We start from the raw sequence: 17,474 nt of genomic DNA, 5'->3' as shown, positions 1-17,474 counted from the left end.
TTTTAGATAATAAAAAAGGCTGCTCACGCAGCCTTTTTTATTTAAGTAGCTTTCTAAGCTGCAACCGTCGCTAATGGTTCAGCCTCAAATGCCAGAGCATTACGCATATGCATGCGCAGCACATTCAAATCATCTAACTGCGCTTGGATGCTGCGCTCAATCGCTTCCAGCTCTGCAATCCTATCCTCTAAAGTATCTGTCGCTTTATAAATACGCTTGATACTTTCTAGGCGTCTACGCAATTGCAACTGGTGCTCACGCACTTGTGACTCCATAGGCGCAATCACTGCTTTTAGCCAGTTCTCAATATCACGGTTAGCTACTTCAAACACATGAATTACGCGGCTGGCCAGTGTTTCAAAGAACTTACTGGTAAGCGTCATCTTCTCGTGAGCAATCATATTAAACGCGGTATTAAATTGCTCTTTATAAGCACGTTCTAATTTAGACAGCTCTTTTTGATAGCGCAAAGTAGTAAATGCTGGCGGTTCAGATTTACGTAAACCATGCTCTTTTGAAAACTTCTCGTACATCACATCCATCATCTGTTTAATTTCATCAATTTGCACGTCTGATGAGATTAAACGCGTTTTCAGTTCACTAAAGAAGTTATCCATCGCTTGGCGTATGGTTTTGGTAAAGCTAGCATCCACCATAGTTTGGCGCGTAGCATGCACGTGCACTTTCAGTGACTCCATACCCAGCAAGGTAAACAAACGGTTAGTATGCTGGGAGAAGATACTGCGTAATGCCTGAAAGCGTTGTAACCCTTGCTCAAAGTTTTCTTTATCAACTTTGACCTTATTCATCATATGTTCGACTACGTCTTCGTTTTTGCCACGTAAACCACGTAGCTCCAACAATTGATCGTTAACACCTGAGAACCTTGCATCCAAAATCACATGTGAGTTAGCAATCAGGTCTTCAATTTCATTTTGCGTGTTATCGCGCACTATTTCTTTTTTTGCAGGAATCAGCTCATTTGACAAAGCTTTTTCCAGCTCCAAAACACGACTCTTAGCCAGTAAGGCTTCATCGCTATTCACCTTGGCCAGCAAGCCTTTTTGTGCAGATACCGGGTAGATATGATTCACGTCCAAACCTAGCAAATCTGCACTGGTTTTGACTTGCTTCGCAAGTTCGGTTTGAATTTCCTCCTCGTCTTTTAACTCATCCCACAAGCCGTCAATCTTGTTTAATACAGCAAGGCGCCCTTTTTGCTTCCAGCGCGTGCCGCTGATGTATTGTCGCCAAACATCAATCTCCGACTTAGTCACGCCAGTATCTGCCGCGAGTATAAATAGTACCGCATGTGCATTAGGCAACATGTTCAACGTAAGCTCAGGCTCGGTACCAATCGCATTCAAGCCCGGTGTATCTAGAATCACCAAACCTTGCTCTAGCAAGGGGTGTGGGAAGTTAATCATGGCATAGCGCCAGCATGGCACATCAATCGTGCCATCTTTGTTGATGTTTAGTGCATCGTCAGCGCTGTTTGGGTCATATAAGCCGTATTTTTCAGCTTCTTGCAGAGTAACCGCTTTAGTGCTGCTCACCTCTTTAAAAGCATTAACCATGCTTTCGTTAGAATCAACCTCAAAAGTTACAGTTTTCCATTCATCTGGGTAACGTTTATATTCAGAGGTGGTTGCATCAGAAAGACGGGTCTCAATCGGCAACATCATAATAGATGTTGGTTTGGATTTATCGTAAAGCAACTCGGTTGGGCACATAGTAGTGCGGCCAGCGCTAGAGGGTAATAGACGTGTGCCATACCCTGCAAAGAAGATTGCATTAATCAGTTCAGATTTACCACGTGAGAACTCTGCTACAAAAGCAACGTTCAGTTTATCTTCACGTAATCTGTCCAGTAACTGTTGAATTCGCTGATCGACTTGCGCATCATTGAGCTCTTGCTCATTTAGCCAGCTGCGATAGTCGCAAATCGTGTCGACTAGCGCCTTACGCCACTGGGAATATACTTCAAAATGATGTGCTAATTTATTATCTGCCATGATGGTCCTCAAACCATTTTTAGGTAGCATTACTTTATCACTGTTAATTCAATCTGCAAATAAATCCGTGCACTATTGTTTATGTATCTGAAAATGATTCAGACAAGCGGTTCATTATTTAATATGAACGGTTGCGCTGTAGATTATCAGCAAACTAACTCATTCTGTTATCATCTTATTTTTTAAAGTAGTTAAGCAAACCATGAGCGAAAATACACAAAACGCACCTCGCCCAATTGATATTAAACTTCATCAAGCGTCACGTTTGCTGGAAATTAAATTTGATAACAATACTGAATGCATGCTGTCTTGTGAGTTTCTGCGCGTTTACTCACCTTCAGCCGAGGTGCGCGGCCACGGCCATGGTCAAGAAGTACTGCAAGTAGGTAAAGAAGATGTCAATATTTCAGCCATCCATCCAGTTGGCAATTATGCAGTCAAACTTGTATTTACCGATGGCCATGACACTGGTTTGTACTCATGGGACTACTTATACGATTTAGCGCGCAACTATGAATCACTCTGGTTAGAGTATCTGGGCAAATTAAGTGCCGCTGGGCATACGCGCAAAAACTTATCTTAAAGAAAAGACTGCAATGACATCCGAGCAAAATACACACTTTGGTTTTAAAACTGTTGCTGAAACTGAAAAGGCAAAAAAGGTTGCTGAGGTATTCCACTCAGTTGCCAACAAATACGACTTAATGAACGATGTAATGTCTGCTGGCTTACACCGTACTTGGAAGCGTTTTGCAGTCAGCATCAGCGGTGTAAACCCTGGCGACAAAGTACTCGACATTGCTGGCGGCAGCGGTGATTTATCTAAGCTATTTGCAAAAAAAGTGGGCCCTGAAGGCCAAGTCATCCTGACCGACATTAATGCATCGATGTTGGGCGTTGGGCGTGACCGCATGTTAGACGCAGGACTAAACGTACCAGCCATGCAATGCGATGCGGAGAAGCTACCTTTCCCTGACCAATATTTTGATTGCGTAATAGTGGCGTTTGGCCTGCGCAATATGACGCATAAAGATAAAGCGCTGGCGGAAATGCAACGTGTACTAAAAGTAGGCGGCCGTTTACTGGTGCTTGAGTTCTCAAAAGTATGGCAGCCTTTATCTAAAGCTTATGATGTTTATTCATTTAAATTATTACCGTTAATGGGCAAACTACTGGCAAAAGATGCCGATAGCTACCAATACCTGGCTGAGTCTATCCGCATGCATCCAGACCAAGAGACATTGAAGCAAATGATGGTTGATGCCGGCTTAAGCAAAGTAGATTACTATAATTTAGCTGCTGGTGTGGTGGCCTTACATAAGGGTTATAAAACCTGATGTTTAAAAGCTTTAGCACACACATACTGCAGCATCTCATTGCACAAAATGCATGGGCTTGCGGCATGTTGCAACCGTTCGCTGGCAAGTCTGTTCGCATTACAATTGCACCAGTTCACAGCACACTGGTAATTTTAGAGGATGGCAGCCTAGCGATGGCTGGTGAGACTAACATTCCAGATGCGAGTATTAATATCGCGCCTAGCCTACTGCCAAGACTCATTGCCAAAGATGAAGCAGCAAAACTGCAAATTGAAGTAACAGGCGACACACACCTAGCAACTGCATTAGCCAAAGTACTTTCCCACATACGCTGGGATTACGAAGATGACTTAAGCAAGCTAGTGGGTGACATTCCAGCCAATAAAATCAGCTCCTTTGCCAGAAGCTCGGTGCAAAGCCTCAAAGGCGCAAGCATTAATTTTGCCAACATGCTCAGTGAGTACTGGCAAGAAGAAAAACCCATGCTCGCTAAAAAAAGGCATGTAGATCAATTTAATCATGACGTTGACCACCTGCGCTCAGACGTAGAGCGTTTTGAAAAACGACTGCAAAAACTTGCCAAAACACGTGAGGCCAGCGCAGGCATCAGCCAAGCTGGGGACTCCGGCACCACCCCAAACAATCAAGTTACAGATAGCGTTAAATAATTTATGCGGATTTTTCGGCTCTTTTATATTATTTTTATTACTCTGCGCTTCGGCTTAGATGAATTCATCCTAAGCCATAGCAAACTCAAGCCACTGCAATCCACCATAGGCATTCTACTGTTCTGGCGCAACACCAATACACCACGAGGCGCTCGATTAAGATTAGCTTTAGAGGCACTTGGCCCTATTTTCGTGAAATTCGGGCAGATGCTATCTACCCGTCGTGATTTAATCCCTGCTGACATTGCCGATGAATTAGCCAAGTTACAAGACCAAGTCCCTCCATTTAGCTTTACTGAAGTAGAGAGCATTATCACCCAAGCTTTTAACGAGCCACTCGCCCAGCGTTTTTCACAGTTTGATGAAACGCCAGTTGCCAGTGCCTCTGTAGCACAGGTGCATTTCGCCCACCTGCCTCATGGCGAGCCTGTTGCAGTTAAAGTGTTAAGACCAAATATTGAAAAAACCATCGCACATGACCTGCTGCTTATGGATACAGTGGCTTTATTGTTGCAAAGCATCTCTGCTGAGTTTAAACGTTTAAAACCTCGCGAGATTGTTGCAGAGTTTGCCAGACACACCGAGAGCGAACTGGACTTAACGCTGGAAGCGGCAAACTGCAGCTTGCTTGGCCGCAACTTTTCAGACAAATCCATGCTTATCGTGCCAGATGTTCATTGGGATTGGTGCCGTAAAGAGGTGATGGTCATGCAGCGTATGTATGGCACTCAAATCAGCCAACGAGATGCGCTAATCGCCAAAGGCATAGATACATCCAAGCTGGCAAAAGACGGTGTTGAGATATTTTTCACGCAGGTGTTTCGTGATGGCTTCTTTCATGCGGATATGCACCCAGGCAATATACAGGTGGCGGATGACGGCAAATATATCGCGCTAGATTTTGGCATCATGGGCACATTAAATGACGTAGATAAATACTATCTTGCGCGTAATTTTCTAGCATTTTTCAACCGTGACTACCGCGATGTAGCCCAAGCGCATATTGACTCAGGCTGGGTGCCTGCAGACACCAAACGCGAGGAGCTGGAAACTGCGGTACGTGCCATTTGCGAGCCGATTTTTAACAAGCCGTTAAAAGATATTTCTTTTGCACGCACCCTGCTTAGCTTATTCCAAATGGCGCGTCGCTTTGGTGTGATTATCCAACCGCAGCTGATTATGCTACAAAAAACTCTACTCAACATTGAAGGCCTAGGCCGAGAGCTAGACCCTAACCTAGACTTATGGAAAAGTGCACAACCATTTTTAACACGCTGGATGAGCGAGCAAATTGGATGGCGTTCTATGTTCAATAACTTAAAAAACGAACTGCCGCATATCATCAAGAACATACCGCAGATGCCAAGGCTGGCGCATCAGTTTCTCACTCAGACCAATCAAGCCGAACAGGAAGTACCGCTACGTGCATCAATAGAGCAACTAGTGCAAGCACAGCAAGTACAAGCAATATGGCAAAAACGATTAGTGATCGCAATTGTCGTATTGGCACTGGTAGAAATATTGTTGGTAGCCGGCACTTATTTTACTCACTAACCGTTTTTAATTTACTCACAGTTCAATAGCATCATGATAGCTACTCACTTGATTACTGCCACGCACGCTTTATGTACTTGCCTGATCGCAGCTAGCGCTGCTTCGTTCATGTTCAAGATTAAACTTTAGGGTGCTGCTATGCTGATTTGGTTTGTTGTTATTTACTTATTAGTTTCTATCACGATAGGTTTAGTAGCTGCTACGCGCGTAAAAAACACTAAAGACTACGCGGTTGCTGGGCGGCATCTGCCACTGCCTGTTGTAATTGCCACCGTGTTTGCGACATGGTTTGGTGCAGAAGCAATTTTTGGGGTATCAGCAACCTTTGTTACCAAAGGTTTAAACGGCGTAGCCGCAGACCCCTTTGGCGCAAGTATGTGCCTGGTGCTTGCCGGTTTTTTCTTTTCCACCCAACTGTACAAGCTCAACATCATTACGCTGGGTGACTTCTATCGCATGCGCTATAACCGCACAGTAGAGGTACTCACAACCATTGCTATTGTTATCTCATACCTAGGCTGGGTTGCAGCGCAAATCAAAGCGCTAGGCCTCATCTTCAACATCATCACCCATGGTGCAGTAAGTGAAGATAGCGGCATGATACTGGGCACGGCAATTGTACTGACTTATACGACATTTGGCGGCATGCTCTCAGTAGCGGTACTAGACTTTGTGCAAATGATCGTCGTGATTGGCGGCCTGCTCTATATAGGTAGCATCGTTTCTGAAATGACGGGTGGCGTTGCTCCTGTGATTGAGCATGCGCGTGCTGCAGGCAAGCTGGACTTTTTCCCTAAGGGCGCAGATATCTGGGTGTGGCTGACTTTTCTTGGTGGCTGGGTGACGATGATGCTGGGCTCAATTCCACAACAAGACGTATTTCAGCGCATCACTTCTGCCAAGAGTGCAAAAATTGCGTTATGGGGCTCTATACTAGGTGCTACGGTTTACTTTTGCTTTACCTTTGTACCCATGTTTATTGCCTACGCTGCCACACTAATTGACCCAATGCATTTTGGCGCCTTAGTGGTAGATGACTCTCAGCGCGTGCTCCCATATTTAGTGCTTGAACATACGCCACTGCTAGCCCAAGTGATTTTCTTTGGTGCAGTAATGTCCGCCATCATGAGTTGCTCATCAGCCACGCTATTAGCGCCATCCGTATCTTTTGCGGAAAATATCGTTAAAGGTTACATGCCGCATTTGAGTGACAAAGGCTTCCTTAAAGTCATGCGTATTTGTCTGATCGGCTTTGGTTTGTGTGTGTTATTTTATGCACTCAACTCAGAGCGCTCAATTTTTGGCATGGTAGAGTCCGCCTATAAAATCACGCTTGCTGGAGCATTTGTCCCGCTCATTTTTGGTGTGTTCTGGAAGAAATCCACCTCACAAGGCGCATTGGCTGCCATCATCGGCGGCGTGAGCACTTGGGTATTAATTGAGGTGCTGATAGGTGAGGCTTGCCTAATACCGCCGCAACTCGTCGGTCTGGGCGTCAGTATCGTTGCGATGATTGCAGGTTCGCTACTACCGCAAAAAATCGGCGGCAGCCCAGAAAAGCCAGCTGGCTATTTACACGAACATGCGGCTAGGCCACATTAACGCTAAATCGCTGTGCATAAAAAAATCATTTACAAAATCACATACCCAAACGGTAAGATTTATATTGGTAAGGACCTTACCAACACCCTGACTTACTTTGGTAGCGTTAATAGTGAAGTGGTTGCACAAGACTTCAGTGAGGAGCAACAACGCGACTTTACCGTGAGAAAACAAGTTATCTTTGAGTCAGACAGTACAGAAGAAATAAATAAAATAGAAGCACGGCTAATCTTAGAACATGACTCAAACAACCCAAAGGTTGGTTACAATAAATGGCCAAAATTTAGAGCCTGACAAACACAATCTTAATTTTCAATACAAAAACTTCGTCCCCGTCACCCAATATCACTGTTTCTGACATACGCCACAATAAAACGTAGAGCGCTGGCCTTGCTTAATGTTTAGGATAGGCTTGCCACAGACGCGGCACGGCTCTCCGGTGCGGCCATAAACAAAATACTGCTGCTGAAAATAGCCTGGGTTACCATCTGTACCAAAAAAGTCACGCAGGCTACTGCCGCCAGCTTTCAGCGCATCACTTAATGTCGCCTTAATTTCCGCCACTAGTTTTTCGCACTGCTTCAGGCTCAGCTTATTGGCTGGCGTTGCTGGGTTAATTCTGGCACGGAACAAAGACTCACTTGCATAGATATTACCCACTCCCACCACCAAGTGACCATCCATAATCGTAGTTTTAATGGCTGCCGTACGCGTGCGTATATGCTGCCGTAAATAAGCGCCTGTAAACACATCATCTAGCGGCTCTGGCCCCAACACGCTAAGCAATTTGTGCTGCGCATAGTGTTCGCCAGCCCACAGCACTGCGCCAAAGCGGCGCGGATCACGCAGACGTAATACCTGACCATCGTTAAACACAAGATCAAAATGGTCATGCTTCTGCGCAACTTCGTTTTCTGCCAACAAGCAGATACGCCCAGACATGCCTAAATGTAACAATAAAACTCCATGATCAAAATGCGCGAGAATATACTTGGCGCGACGCGTAAGTGCCCTCAAGGTTTGGCCTTGTAACAGACTGGCTAAGTCATCAGGAATCGGCCAGCGCAATGAAGCATTACGCACCACAACCTCTACAACAGTCTGGTTTAAAAGCGACAGTAATCCTAGTCGTGTGGTTTCTACTTCTGGGAGTTCGGGCATAAAGTTAATTCCTAAAAAAATCCCCCACAATGCAAGCACGATGGGGGATTTTAAAAGTTAGCAGAATCAGTACAGCAATCTCAGATTACTTACTAGGCAGATTAATCGGTGGGTTCAACATCACAAAACCAGAGTCCGATGGGAACGTATACATAATGCCTTCATCCGGGCGGCCTAACAATAAATCTGGCGACTCTTGAATCTTGTCAAAATGTACTTTGCTACCGTCTGCCAATTTAATTTCAAATGAAGGGTAAACCGTTTTGTGGTCTGGCGTGTATAACTCAACTGACTTTGCCAATGTATGCACCCATGAGTAATCTACCCACTCGTTCATTTCGTTTTGCAATGGTTTAGCTTCTTTAATCGAAACCTTCCATTGACCATCAACCAAATCCAGATTCAATCGAGAAGACTCCCATTGCTCAAGTCGGCTAAAGTCAAAACCTGCTACTTTTTCAGTAGGTTTCAATGGTGCTTTATCTACCATTTCAATCACCTGGGTAGAAGCCGCTTCCGCATAAGAGTTGGACACTAAATAAACCGTGCCTTTATGCGCAATATACTGCTCATCAGTAAGCGGGCTGTGGGTGCCGAATAAAAATTCTTCTACGTTATTTTTATCTCTAAACAACTTCAACTTAAACGAAGGGTTGACCAGCCCAAACTTCTCCATATCGTTAGTCACGATTTTTTGATGACTCTTGGCGGCAATAATCGCTAAAACTCGTTGTACCGATATCTGGTCTGCACGTGTTTTATAAGGCGCAGTTAAGCGCCAGTATTTATCAACCTTTTCAAACGTCACAGGTGCTTTAGCCGGAAACTCAATGCTAATCGCATTAAATTCAGCCAGCTTATAAGGAGAGACTTCGTACTCTATCGCTTTATTGGCTTCGGTTTTGGGGCGGACATATAAAAATGTGATTAAGCCCGCAACCACCGCAAGCAAAATAAGATTCAATAACCAACGTTTTTTCATGTCACACCCTCAAACAGCAATTCATTCCAAATATTTAGCTTATTAAGCCTTTGTACTTAAGCTCTTCTGCGTTTCCACCAGAAATACAAACCAGCAATCATGAAACCCAGTGGGATAAAGTACTGGAAGCCATGAAACACGGTCCAAGCCACCAAACGGCCTTGATCTGTATCTGGAATAGACACGTTAATGTCTTTTAGCGGCATTGGCTGTATCGTAATCAGGTTGTCATCACCGGCTAACCAGTTCACGATGTTCACACCTAAATCCAAGTTACCGCCGTTGGTGATAAAGGTATTAGATAAAAAGTTAGCGTTACCCATTACAACAACACGCTGACCTTTTTTACCGTAAATACGCTCTAGTGCCACACCCACGTTGATTGGGCCGCGCTTATCTGTTTTTTCATTAAAAACAGGCTTATCCCCTTTTGCCAACTTCTTAGCTGAAAGCCAGCCATTAGGCGCTACTTCAACCAGTTTACTTACTTTCCAGCCGTTATCATCGGTACCTACCGCACTCACTTCATGTGACTCAGGGAACAAAGTACGCAGCATAAAGTTAGTGGTGATTGGATGCTCGCCATACAGGCTAGCAAAAGCAACGCGTGCATCAGCGCCATACTGAGCCGATGCCATATCTAACACCACGCCTGGTGACACGCTCAAACCTAAGTAGTCGGCAACCGGTTGCATGCCTTTATAGTCGTTATCATCAAGCAACCACAGCAAATTACCGCCAGCTTCCAAGTACGCCTTAATCTTTTGCGCTTCTATATCACTGATATCTACTTGCGGGCTAGCCACCACCAACATTGCGCCATTACGCGGTACAGCTTGTGCAATGGTTAAGTCCGGGTTAGCAAATTTAAAGCCTTTGCTTTCCAACTGTTTGCCAAACTCGCCCAAGTCATGGTTTTTAACCCCTAGCAGGTTACGCTCACCATGACCATCCAGATACATAACTGCCTGCTGATTAGTACGTGATAGTCTAACCAGTAAGTTAGTGAACTCTTGCTCTGCAAACGGTGGAGTGATGTGCTCTGCACGTTTTTGATACTCGACCACCACTTCACCATCCACCTTAACGCCAGCATCTTGCGCGAGTTTTGGTTCTTCAGACGGGTTTACAAATTTAAGCCTGATATCATGTTTATCACGTTGATAGCGCGCTACAAAGTCCACAATCCCCTTACGGAACACATCACCGCTCGATGCATCATCCTTAGTTGCGTACACGGTAATGTTAACAGGCGCCTTCATTTGCTTAAGCACGTTTACACTGCCCTGCGTCAGGATATTGCGATTTGCCTGTGTAATATCTTTTGCAACGCGGTACTGACTAGCTAAATAGCCTAGCAACACAACCAGCATTAAAAACAGTACGACAAAAAACCAGTTTTGTACCAATAACTGAAAACGTAATTTACGATTAATGTTCATGTTAATAATTCCAATTAACCACGTAAGCGGTCAGCATCTAGGCGACGCACTGTTAAGGTTAAAAATGTCACTGCGAATAAAATAAAATAGACGATATCTGCACTATCAATCAAACCACTGGCAAATGATTGGAAATGGCGTGTGAGCGATAAGCTGCCAAGCACATTGGTTGGGTCATCGCCAAAAAAACGGTCTAGCATCATCAGTGCAAATAGCGCGATAAAGGTCAAAATTGCAGCAATCACCGGTTGCTGCGTTAAGCTAGAAAAATAAATACCTAGTGCAGAAAAGCCCGCCACCATCAACAGTAAACCCAATGAATTTGCTAACAAAAAGCCAAAATCAATGTCTGCCCAAATGTTCAGTGTAGATAACATTGCCGCGATAAACACAATTAACACGCTTAAAAACGCTACCAAACCTACAAACTTACCCACCACAATTTCGGTGAGTGAAATAGGCGCACTGAATAAAAATGGCAGGGTTTGGCTACGACGCTCTTCAGAAATAAGACGCATCGACAATAGCGGCACCGCAAACAGCATAATAAATGAAGCCAAACCATACACAGATTGACCCACAAATTGAGTAACCCCAGTACGCTCAGCCGGGCGCATAGCGCCAGACATCACGGCAAAGTAGTCATTTACTGCATTCAGGTATTGCGTACCAAAAGCAAACATCAGTAACGATAAAATCACCCACCCCATCGGCGAGGCAAACACACTTTTAAGTTCTTTTCTTGCGACATTAATAATCATAAATAAAACCTTAAATAACCGATTGTTATACTGAAAAGTGACTCGATTGAACCAAATTAAACAGCGGCATAGTGAACAGCGCGTTGATTAAACAGCAACTTGCTCTTGGTAAGTCAACTGCATAAACACGTCTTCTAAACTGGTTTGGTCTGGCGCGATTTGATGTAAACCCCAACCTTGCTGAACGGCGGCTTGCACAATCGCCTCTGCCGGCTCTGCACTTTCGGCGTAACGCACTCGAATCAAGCCGTTAGCTAAACTTTCAGCCTCAGAAACACCTGATATTCTTAGGATTTCTTCAATCGCTGGTGGGTTGCGTAAGCCAATCAGCAGTTTATTGCCTACTCGTTGACGTTTAAGCACATCAATCGAGCCGTTGAAAACCAACTTACCTTTATCAATGATTTGTACCTGATCACACACCATTTCTACCTCAGGTAAAATGTGTGTAGAGATAATCACGCTATGATCCGTACCAACTTCACGAATTAATGTACGAATATCACGAATCTGAATTGGGTCTAGACCTACAGTCGGCTCATCTAGAATCACTACCATCGGGCTGTGAATGATGGCTTGTGCAATACCTACACGCTGCTGATAGCCATTAGATAAGTTTTCAATCAGGCGCTTGCTCATGTGCGTTAAACCACAACGCTCTTTTGCATTATCAACTGCCTTCTTGATGTTTTTAGCACTCACGCGATGCAGCCTAGCTGCCATCGTCAAATACTCATCGACAGTTAACTCTTTATATAGCGGGCGCATTTCTGGCAGGTAACCAATCAGGGCTTTCGCCTCTTTTGGATTCTCTATCATATCAATACCACAAATCTTCACACTGCCATAGCTAGGTGCCAAGTTACCAGTGAGCATCTTCATGGTAGTAGACTTGCCAGCACCGTTCGGGCCTAAAAACCCTAAAACCTCGCCCTTGCTTAAGGTGAAATTTACATTACTTACTGCTTCGCGGCCTCCGTAAAGTCGCGTAAGCTCAATTGCCTCAACTGTAAAATTATTCATAGGTACTCAATTTTAAAACATTCGTTTAAATACAGACGGTTACTACCAATTTTATAAAAACATCATAAAAGCCTGACCCAGATAAAACAAATCCATAGATTCAAATCTACAGGCGACAGTTCATTTCACTTGCGCTATAGTCAACCTGTAATTATGTCGGAACTTGCAGCCGCTGTCACGGACTAAGAAGCAACGAGGCATGATACAGTGTTTAAGCTAATGATTAGAAGGGTTCACCTAGACACACAGCATAAATATTGAGCGAATCTCATTAAAACTAATGCAATCTGCAAACGCGTAATTTACTATATAACTAAATTGATCACTTTTATAAAATAGTTTCACATACCCTGATGACAAAAAAACTAGATTTGAATACACCGCTGAAAAAAACCTCTTCAATCTCCACAGCGGTGAGCGTGACTTTATGCTTACTTGCACTTGGGCTAACTAGCTGCGCTAGCAACAACCCCAATCGCTACCATTCACAGACATTGGCAAAAAGTAGCGAATATGCCAACCCTAATGAAAGAACGTTAAGCGCAGAGTTTGTATATAAGTATCTAGTGGCCGAAGTTGCTGGGCAGCGCGGTGAAATCGGCACGGCCGGTGCAATCTTTTATGACTTGGCACGCTCAGAGCAAGACCCTCGTCTAGCCGAGCGCGCAGCTAAAATCGGCGCATTTGCCAATATTCCTAGCTTGGCAATCCCCGCGGTAAAGCTTTGGGCAGAACTAGACCCATCCTCCACAGAAGCGCAGCAAGCCATGACCGAGATGCTGATTGCGACTGGGCGTTTACATGAGGCCGAGCCATATTTAGCGCAACTACTGGTTAAAGAAGAATCAAGAGCTGGCGGCTTTTTATTTATAAACTCTTTATTAAACCGCAGCCCGGATAAAGACGCGGTATTAAAGCTAATTCAATCACTAGCCAAACCGTACCCTGAACTGGCAGAGGCAAACTTTGCCATTGCACAGGCCGCTTATATTGCTAATCAAGATAGCACCGCACTAGATGCATTAGCCAAGACTGAAGAGTCACGCCCTAACTGGGCTATTGTTGCTTTACTCAAAGGTCAGGTGCTATTTCGCCAATCTCCAGCCAAAGCAATTGCTTTTTATTATGAATATTTAAAAGTACAGCCGGATGCAAATGAAGTACGCATTAATCTGGCAAAGATTCTTGTTAACCAAAAGCAATACGCAGCGGCAAAAGCGGAGTTTCCGGCCATCTTAGAAAACGCCAAACAATCGACAGAAAACAACAGCGCAGAGATTTATGCGATTGTAGGATTGCTTGCTTTCCAATCTATGGACTACAACGAAGCGGAAAAGAACTTTAAACAAGCCCTTGCCAACAACTTTAAAGACACCGACCAGATTTACCTTTACCTTGGACAAACGGCGGAAAAACAAAAACATGATGTAGCTGCGATGTCTTGGTACAACAAAGTATCAACAGGCCCACGCTACCTAGAGGGGCAATTTAGCTTGGCCAACCTGATTGCACGCACACAATCTACAGACAAAGCCATTGAGCTGCTAGATAACCTAGAAGACTTAAATGTAGAACAGCAAATCCTAGTAATTAAGGCCCAAGCATCTTTACTCGCTAAGGACAAGCGCAATCAAGAAGCTTTCGACCTATTAGAAAAAGCAGTTAAAAACCTACCAAACACGCCAGATTTGGTTTATGACTACGCGCTTGCGGCAGAGCGTTTAGCTAAATTCAATATCATGGAATCAGAGTTACGTAGAGCGATTGCCGAAAAACCAGACTTTGCAGCCGCTTACAATGCACTGGGCTACTCATTTGCCGACCGCAACATTCGACTAAAAGAAGCCATTAGCTTAATTGAAAAGGCACTCACCCTTGCGCCTAATGACCACTACATGCTGGACAGCCTAGGCTGGGCGCATTACCGCAAAGGCAACTTGGACAAAGCTATACAACTTCTAGAACAGGCGTTCAGCATTAACCCTGACCCGGAAATTGCAGCGCACCTAGGCGAAGTGCTATGGCAAAAAGGTGAATACGAAAAAGCTAAAAAAGTATGGAGTGACGCATTAACTGCAGATCCTGATAATGAAATTTTATTAACGACCGCAAATAAATTTAAATCTTAAGCGCTAGCGTAACTCGCGAACTGAACTCAACCTATATTAGCCATGCCTATGCAATTCACACGTCATTTTTTAGCACTCAGCATGGTCACTTTATTATCAGCATGCGCAAGCACTGCACACCAAGTGACCATGAGTGCAGACTCATCCGCACGCAATCAAACGCATTTACAGCGTAATGCAGCGATTCAGCAATTCTCACTACAAGGCAGAATCGGCGTACAAACCAATAGCAAAGGCTTTTCAGGCGGCCTACAGTGGCAGCACTCACCCACCAACGACAACATCGCCCTCTTTTCACCGCTAGGTGGCCAAGTTGCACAAATCACAAAATCAAGCGACCAAATCACTCTCACCGATGCCAATGGCAAGCAGATATCTGCCACCAATGCAGAAACACTCACCTATAACGCTTTAGGCTGGTCACTACCACTCACAGGATTATCCGACTGGTCATTGGGTCGCCCATCCAGCAGCCCCATTCAAGCAAGCACCTGGGATGAGCAAGGCTTACTCACCACATTAAATCAGGATGGCTGGAAAATTGAGTTTTCAAACTACACCGAGCAGAATGGTCATTGGCTGCCAGGTAAAATCTCCCTGAAAAGCGACCAAGTGAACCTCAAACTATTGGTGGAAAACTGGAATAACATTACCAATTAGCATCGCAATCCATTTAACACTTTAATATTCTACCATCCTTATACTAGCCCAACACCACCATGCAAGACTTTGAAGCCTTTTTAGCACCCGCAAAAATTAATTTATTTCTACACATCGTGGGGCAACGCGAGGATGGCTACCATCTACTGCAAACTGCATTTAGATTACTGGACCATTACGACACTATTTATATAAAAACCACAAACACAGGCGTGATCAAACGCGTGAATGAACTGCCGGGCGTGCCAGAGGCGCAAGATTTATGTGTACGCGCTGCATTGTTATTACAAAAACATACTGGCTGCCAACTGGGCGCCGAAATATTGGTAGATAAAAAAATACCGATGGGCGGCGGCCTTGGCGGCGGTAGTTCAGATGCCGCAACCGTACTACTCGCATTAAACCAACGCTGGCAACTTAACTTGCCACGTGAAGAATTACTAAAACTAGGATTGCAGCTAGGTGCAGACGTGCCATTTTTTATTTATGGCAGCAATGCATGGGCTGAGGGTGTAGGCGAGCAATTACAAGCACTTACGCTGCACGATGCCTATTATGTGGTACTTACGCCTAAAGTTCATGTATCAACCGCACAAATTTTTGCTAATAAGCAATTGACAAAGAATACGATTCCTAAGACAATAGCGGCCTTTTCAGGGATAGCGCAATTAAGCACTGAGAATTCAGCGGGTAAAAACATACACGGTGAATTTATAAATGATCTGGAAAAAGTAGTTTGCAGCATTTATCCTGAAGTAAAAGCTTGCTTAGGCTGGCTAAAACAGTACGGAGATGCTAGAATGAGCGGCTCAGGCGCTTCGGTGTTTTTAGAAGTAGCTGATGCAGATACTGCAAACAAGATTTACCAACAAAAACCGGATGGATATTCTGGGTTTGTTGCAAAAGGGTTAAATCAGCACCCTTTTATGAGTAAATAAGCTGGTTAAATATTGGGGAGTCGCCAAGCTGGTTAAGGCACCGGATTTTGATTCCGGCATGCGAAGGTTCGAATCCTTCCTCCTCAGCCAAATTTTGTAGAAGCGTGTAGATTATTTGATTTACACGCTTTTATTTTTTAGTGAGTTTTTTTCATTAGTTAGCTGGTCAATATTGATGAGCCGGCACGATAGGAAATCAAATGGTGTCTAACGGCAACATGATGGTCTTTACTGGCAACGCAAACCCAGAGCTCGCACAACAAGTGGCAAAACACTTAGGTATTGAGCTAGGCCAAGCGCATGTAGGCAAATTTAGCGATGGCGAAGTCATGGTTGAGTTGCTTGAAAACGTACGCGGTCGTGATGTTTTTGTGTTGCAATCTACTAGCCACCCTACCAATGATAGCTTGATGGAAGTAATGGTTATGGTTGATGCGTTACGTCGCTCATCAGCTGGCCGTATTACTGCGGCTATCCCATACTTTGGTTACTCAAGACAAGATCGTCGTCCACGTTCTGCTCGCGTTGCAATTACTGCTAAAGTTGTTGCTAACATGTTGACAGGCGTTGGTGTTAACCGTGTACTGACAATGGATTTGCACTCAGACCAAATCCAAGGCTTTTTTGATATCCCAGTGGATAACATCTATGCCACACCAATTTTATTAGCAGACTTGCTAGTACAAAAACATGAGAACCTAGTAGTAGTTTCTCCTGACGTTGGTGGTGTAGTGCGCGCACGTGCATGTGCAAAACAACTAGGCTCTGACTTGGCGATTATTGATAAACGCCGTCCAAAACCAAACGTAGCTAAAGTAATGAACATCATTGGTGATGTTGCTGGCCGTACCTGCGTGATTATGGACGACATGGTAGATACAGCAAACACACTTTGTGAAGCTGCTGCTGCATTAAAAAAACACGGCGCACTAAAAGTAGTAGCGTACGCAACCCACCCAGTATTATCTGGCGGTGCAGCTGAGCGCATTATGAATTCAGAGCTTGATGAATTGGTAGTTACCAACACCATTCAACTGCAAGAAGATAGTATTAATTGTAAAAAAATCCGTCAGTTGAGCGCAGCAGCATTGCTGGCAGAAACTATTCGCCGCATTAGCTGTGAAGATTCTGTAAGCTCATTATTTATGGACTAAGTTTTTCACGCTGCTTTCTGGTCGCGGAAGGCAGTTTCATTGTAGTACCGCAGTAAAATTAGGAGT

General features: G+C 44.3%; 16 protein-coding genes and 1 tRNA gene. 11 read left to right on the top strand and 6 right to left on the bottom strand.

Annotated elements, in window-relative coordinates; all coding sequences use genetic code 11:
• Positions 1-53: 53 nt before the first annotated feature.
• A complete protein-coding gene (locus VGD82_RS09395; RefSeq protein ID WP_135278462.1) occupies positions 54-2,015 on the bottom strand; it encodes a dynamin family protein in 1,962 nt (653 codons plus the stop codon).
• A gap of 202 nt (positions 2,016-2,217) precedes the next feature.
• Between VGD82_RS09395 and VGD82_RS09390 the strand changes: the two genes are divergently transcribed.
• From VGD82_RS09390 to VGD82_RS09365, 6 genes are all read left to right on the top strand, one after another.
• Complete coding sequence (locus tag VGD82_RS09390; RefSeq protein ID WP_135278463.1) at positions 2,218-2,598, top strand: gamma-butyrobetaine hydroxylase-like domain-containing protein; 381 nt, start codon at positions 2,218-2,220, stop codon at positions 2,596-2,598.
• A 13-nt stretch (positions 2,599-2,611) separates the two neighbouring features.
• The gene (gene ubiE / locus VGD82_RS09385) at positions 2,612-3,352 is read left to right on the top strand and encodes a bifunctional demethylmenaquinone methyltransferase/2-methoxy-6-polyprenyl-1,4-benzoquinol methylase UbiE (protein ID WP_294841152.1); all 741 of its coding nucleotides are present in this window, start codon (positions 2,612-2,614) and stop codon (positions 3,350-3,352) included.
• Positions 3,352-4,002: a ubiquinone biosynthesis accessory factor UbiJ gene (locus tag VGD82_RS09380; protein WP_331020145.1), complete on the top strand. Its 651-nt coding sequence runs from the start codon at positions 3,352-3,354 to the stop codon at positions 4,000-4,002. Before ubiE ends, VGD82_RS09380 begins: the two co-directional genes overlap by 1 nt.
• Before the next feature lie 3 nt (positions 4,003-4,005).
• Complete coding sequence (gene ubiB / locus VGD82_RS09375) at positions 4,006-5,556, top strand: ubiquinone biosynthesis regulatory protein kinase UbiB (protein WP_331020144.1); 1,551 nt, start codon at positions 4,006-4,008, stop codon at positions 5,554-5,556.
• A gap of 138 nt (positions 5,557-5,694) precedes the next feature.
• On the top strand, positions 5,695-7,158 hold the full coding sequence (locus VGD82_RS09370) for a sodium:solute symporter family protein (protein WP_331020143.1): 1,464 nt from the start codon (positions 5,695-5,697) through the stop codon (positions 7,156-7,158).
• 12 nt (positions 7,159-7,170) lie between these two features.
• Positions 7,171-7,452 (top strand): GIY-YIG nuclease family protein, encoded by a 282-nt coding sequence (locus tag VGD82_RS09365; protein ID WP_331020142.1) that lies wholly within the window; start codon positions 7,171-7,173, stop codon positions 7,450-7,452.
• A gap of 51 nt (positions 7,453-7,503) precedes the next feature.
• Here VGD82_RS09365 and mutM read toward each other — a convergent pair whose 3' ends face one another.
• The 5 genes from mutM to VGD82_RS09340 all read right to left on the bottom strand — a co-directional run bounded on the left by mutM (position 7,504) and on the right by VGD82_RS09340 (position 12,527).
• Positions 7,504-8,319 (bottom strand): bifunctional DNA-formamidopyrimidine glycosylase/DNA-(apurinic or apyrimidinic site) lyase, encoded by an 816-nt coding sequence (gene mutM / locus VGD82_RS09360; protein WP_331020141.1) that lies wholly within the window; start codon positions 8,317-8,319, stop codon positions 7,504-7,506.
• Between the two features lie 85 nt (positions 8,320-8,404).
• On the bottom strand, positions 8,405-9,301 hold the full coding sequence (locus VGD82_RS09355) for a DUF4340 domain-containing protein (protein ID WP_331020140.1): 897 nt from the start codon (positions 9,299-9,301) through the stop codon (positions 8,405-8,407).
• A 56-nt stretch (positions 9,302-9,357) separates the two neighbouring features.
• On the bottom strand, positions 9,358-10,743 hold the full coding sequence (locus tag VGD82_RS09350) for a GldG family protein (protein WP_331020139.1): 1,386 nt from the start codon (positions 10,741-10,743) through the stop codon (positions 9,358-9,360).
• Between the two features lie 14 nt (positions 10,744-10,757).
• Positions 10,758-11,504, bottom strand: a complete 747-nt coding sequence (locus VGD82_RS09345; protein WP_015832764.1) for an ABC transporter permease — start codon at positions 11,502-11,504, stop codon at positions 10,758-10,760.
• 87 nt (positions 11,505-11,591) lie between these two features.
• Entirely contained in the window at positions 11,592-12,527 is a 936-nt protein-coding gene (locus VGD82_RS09340; protein ID WP_331020138.1) for an ABC transporter ATP-binding protein, read from the bottom strand.
• A 353-nt stretch (positions 12,528-12,880) separates the two neighbouring features.
• Between VGD82_RS09340 and VGD82_RS09335 the strand changes: the two genes are divergently transcribed.
• From VGD82_RS09335 to VGD82_RS09315, 5 genes are all read left to right on the top strand, one after another.
• On the top strand, positions 12,881-14,656 hold the full coding sequence (locus VGD82_RS09335) for a tetratricopeptide repeat protein (RefSeq protein ID WP_331020137.1): 1,776 nt from the start codon (positions 12,881-12,883) through the stop codon (positions 14,654-14,656).
• Positions 14,657-14,704: 48 nt separating this feature from the next.
• Positions 14,705-15,316: a lipoprotein insertase outer membrane protein LolB gene (gene lolB / locus VGD82_RS09330; protein WP_331020136.1), complete on the top strand. Its 612-nt coding sequence runs from the start codon at positions 14,705-14,707 to the stop codon at positions 15,314-15,316.
• A 59-nt stretch (positions 15,317-15,375) separates the two neighbouring features.
• A complete protein-coding gene (gene ispE / locus VGD82_RS09325; RefSeq protein ID WP_331020135.1) occupies positions 15,376-16,254 on the top strand; it encodes a 4-(cytidine 5'-diphospho)-2-C-methyl-D-erythritol kinase in 879 nt (292 codons plus the stop codon).
• 13 nt (positions 16,255-16,267) lie between these two features.
• Positions 16,268-16,344: transfer RNA gene (locus VGD82_RS09320), tRNA-Gln, on the top strand.
• A gap of 110 nt (positions 16,345-16,454) precedes the next feature.
• Positions 16,455-17,408 (top strand): ribose-phosphate pyrophosphokinase, encoded by a 954-nt coding sequence (locus tag VGD82_RS09315; RefSeq protein ID WP_209308789.1) that lies wholly within the window; start codon positions 16,455-16,457, stop codon positions 17,406-17,408.
• Positions 17,409-17,474: the final 66 nt, after the last annotated feature.

Origin of the sequence: Methylotenera sp. (assembly GCF_036401095.1) — a bacterium.
Lineage (GTDB): Bacteria > Pseudomonadota > Gammaproteobacteria > Burkholderiales > Methylophilaceae > Methylotenera.
This window is presented reverse-complemented; position numbering and strand designations above follow the sequence as displayed.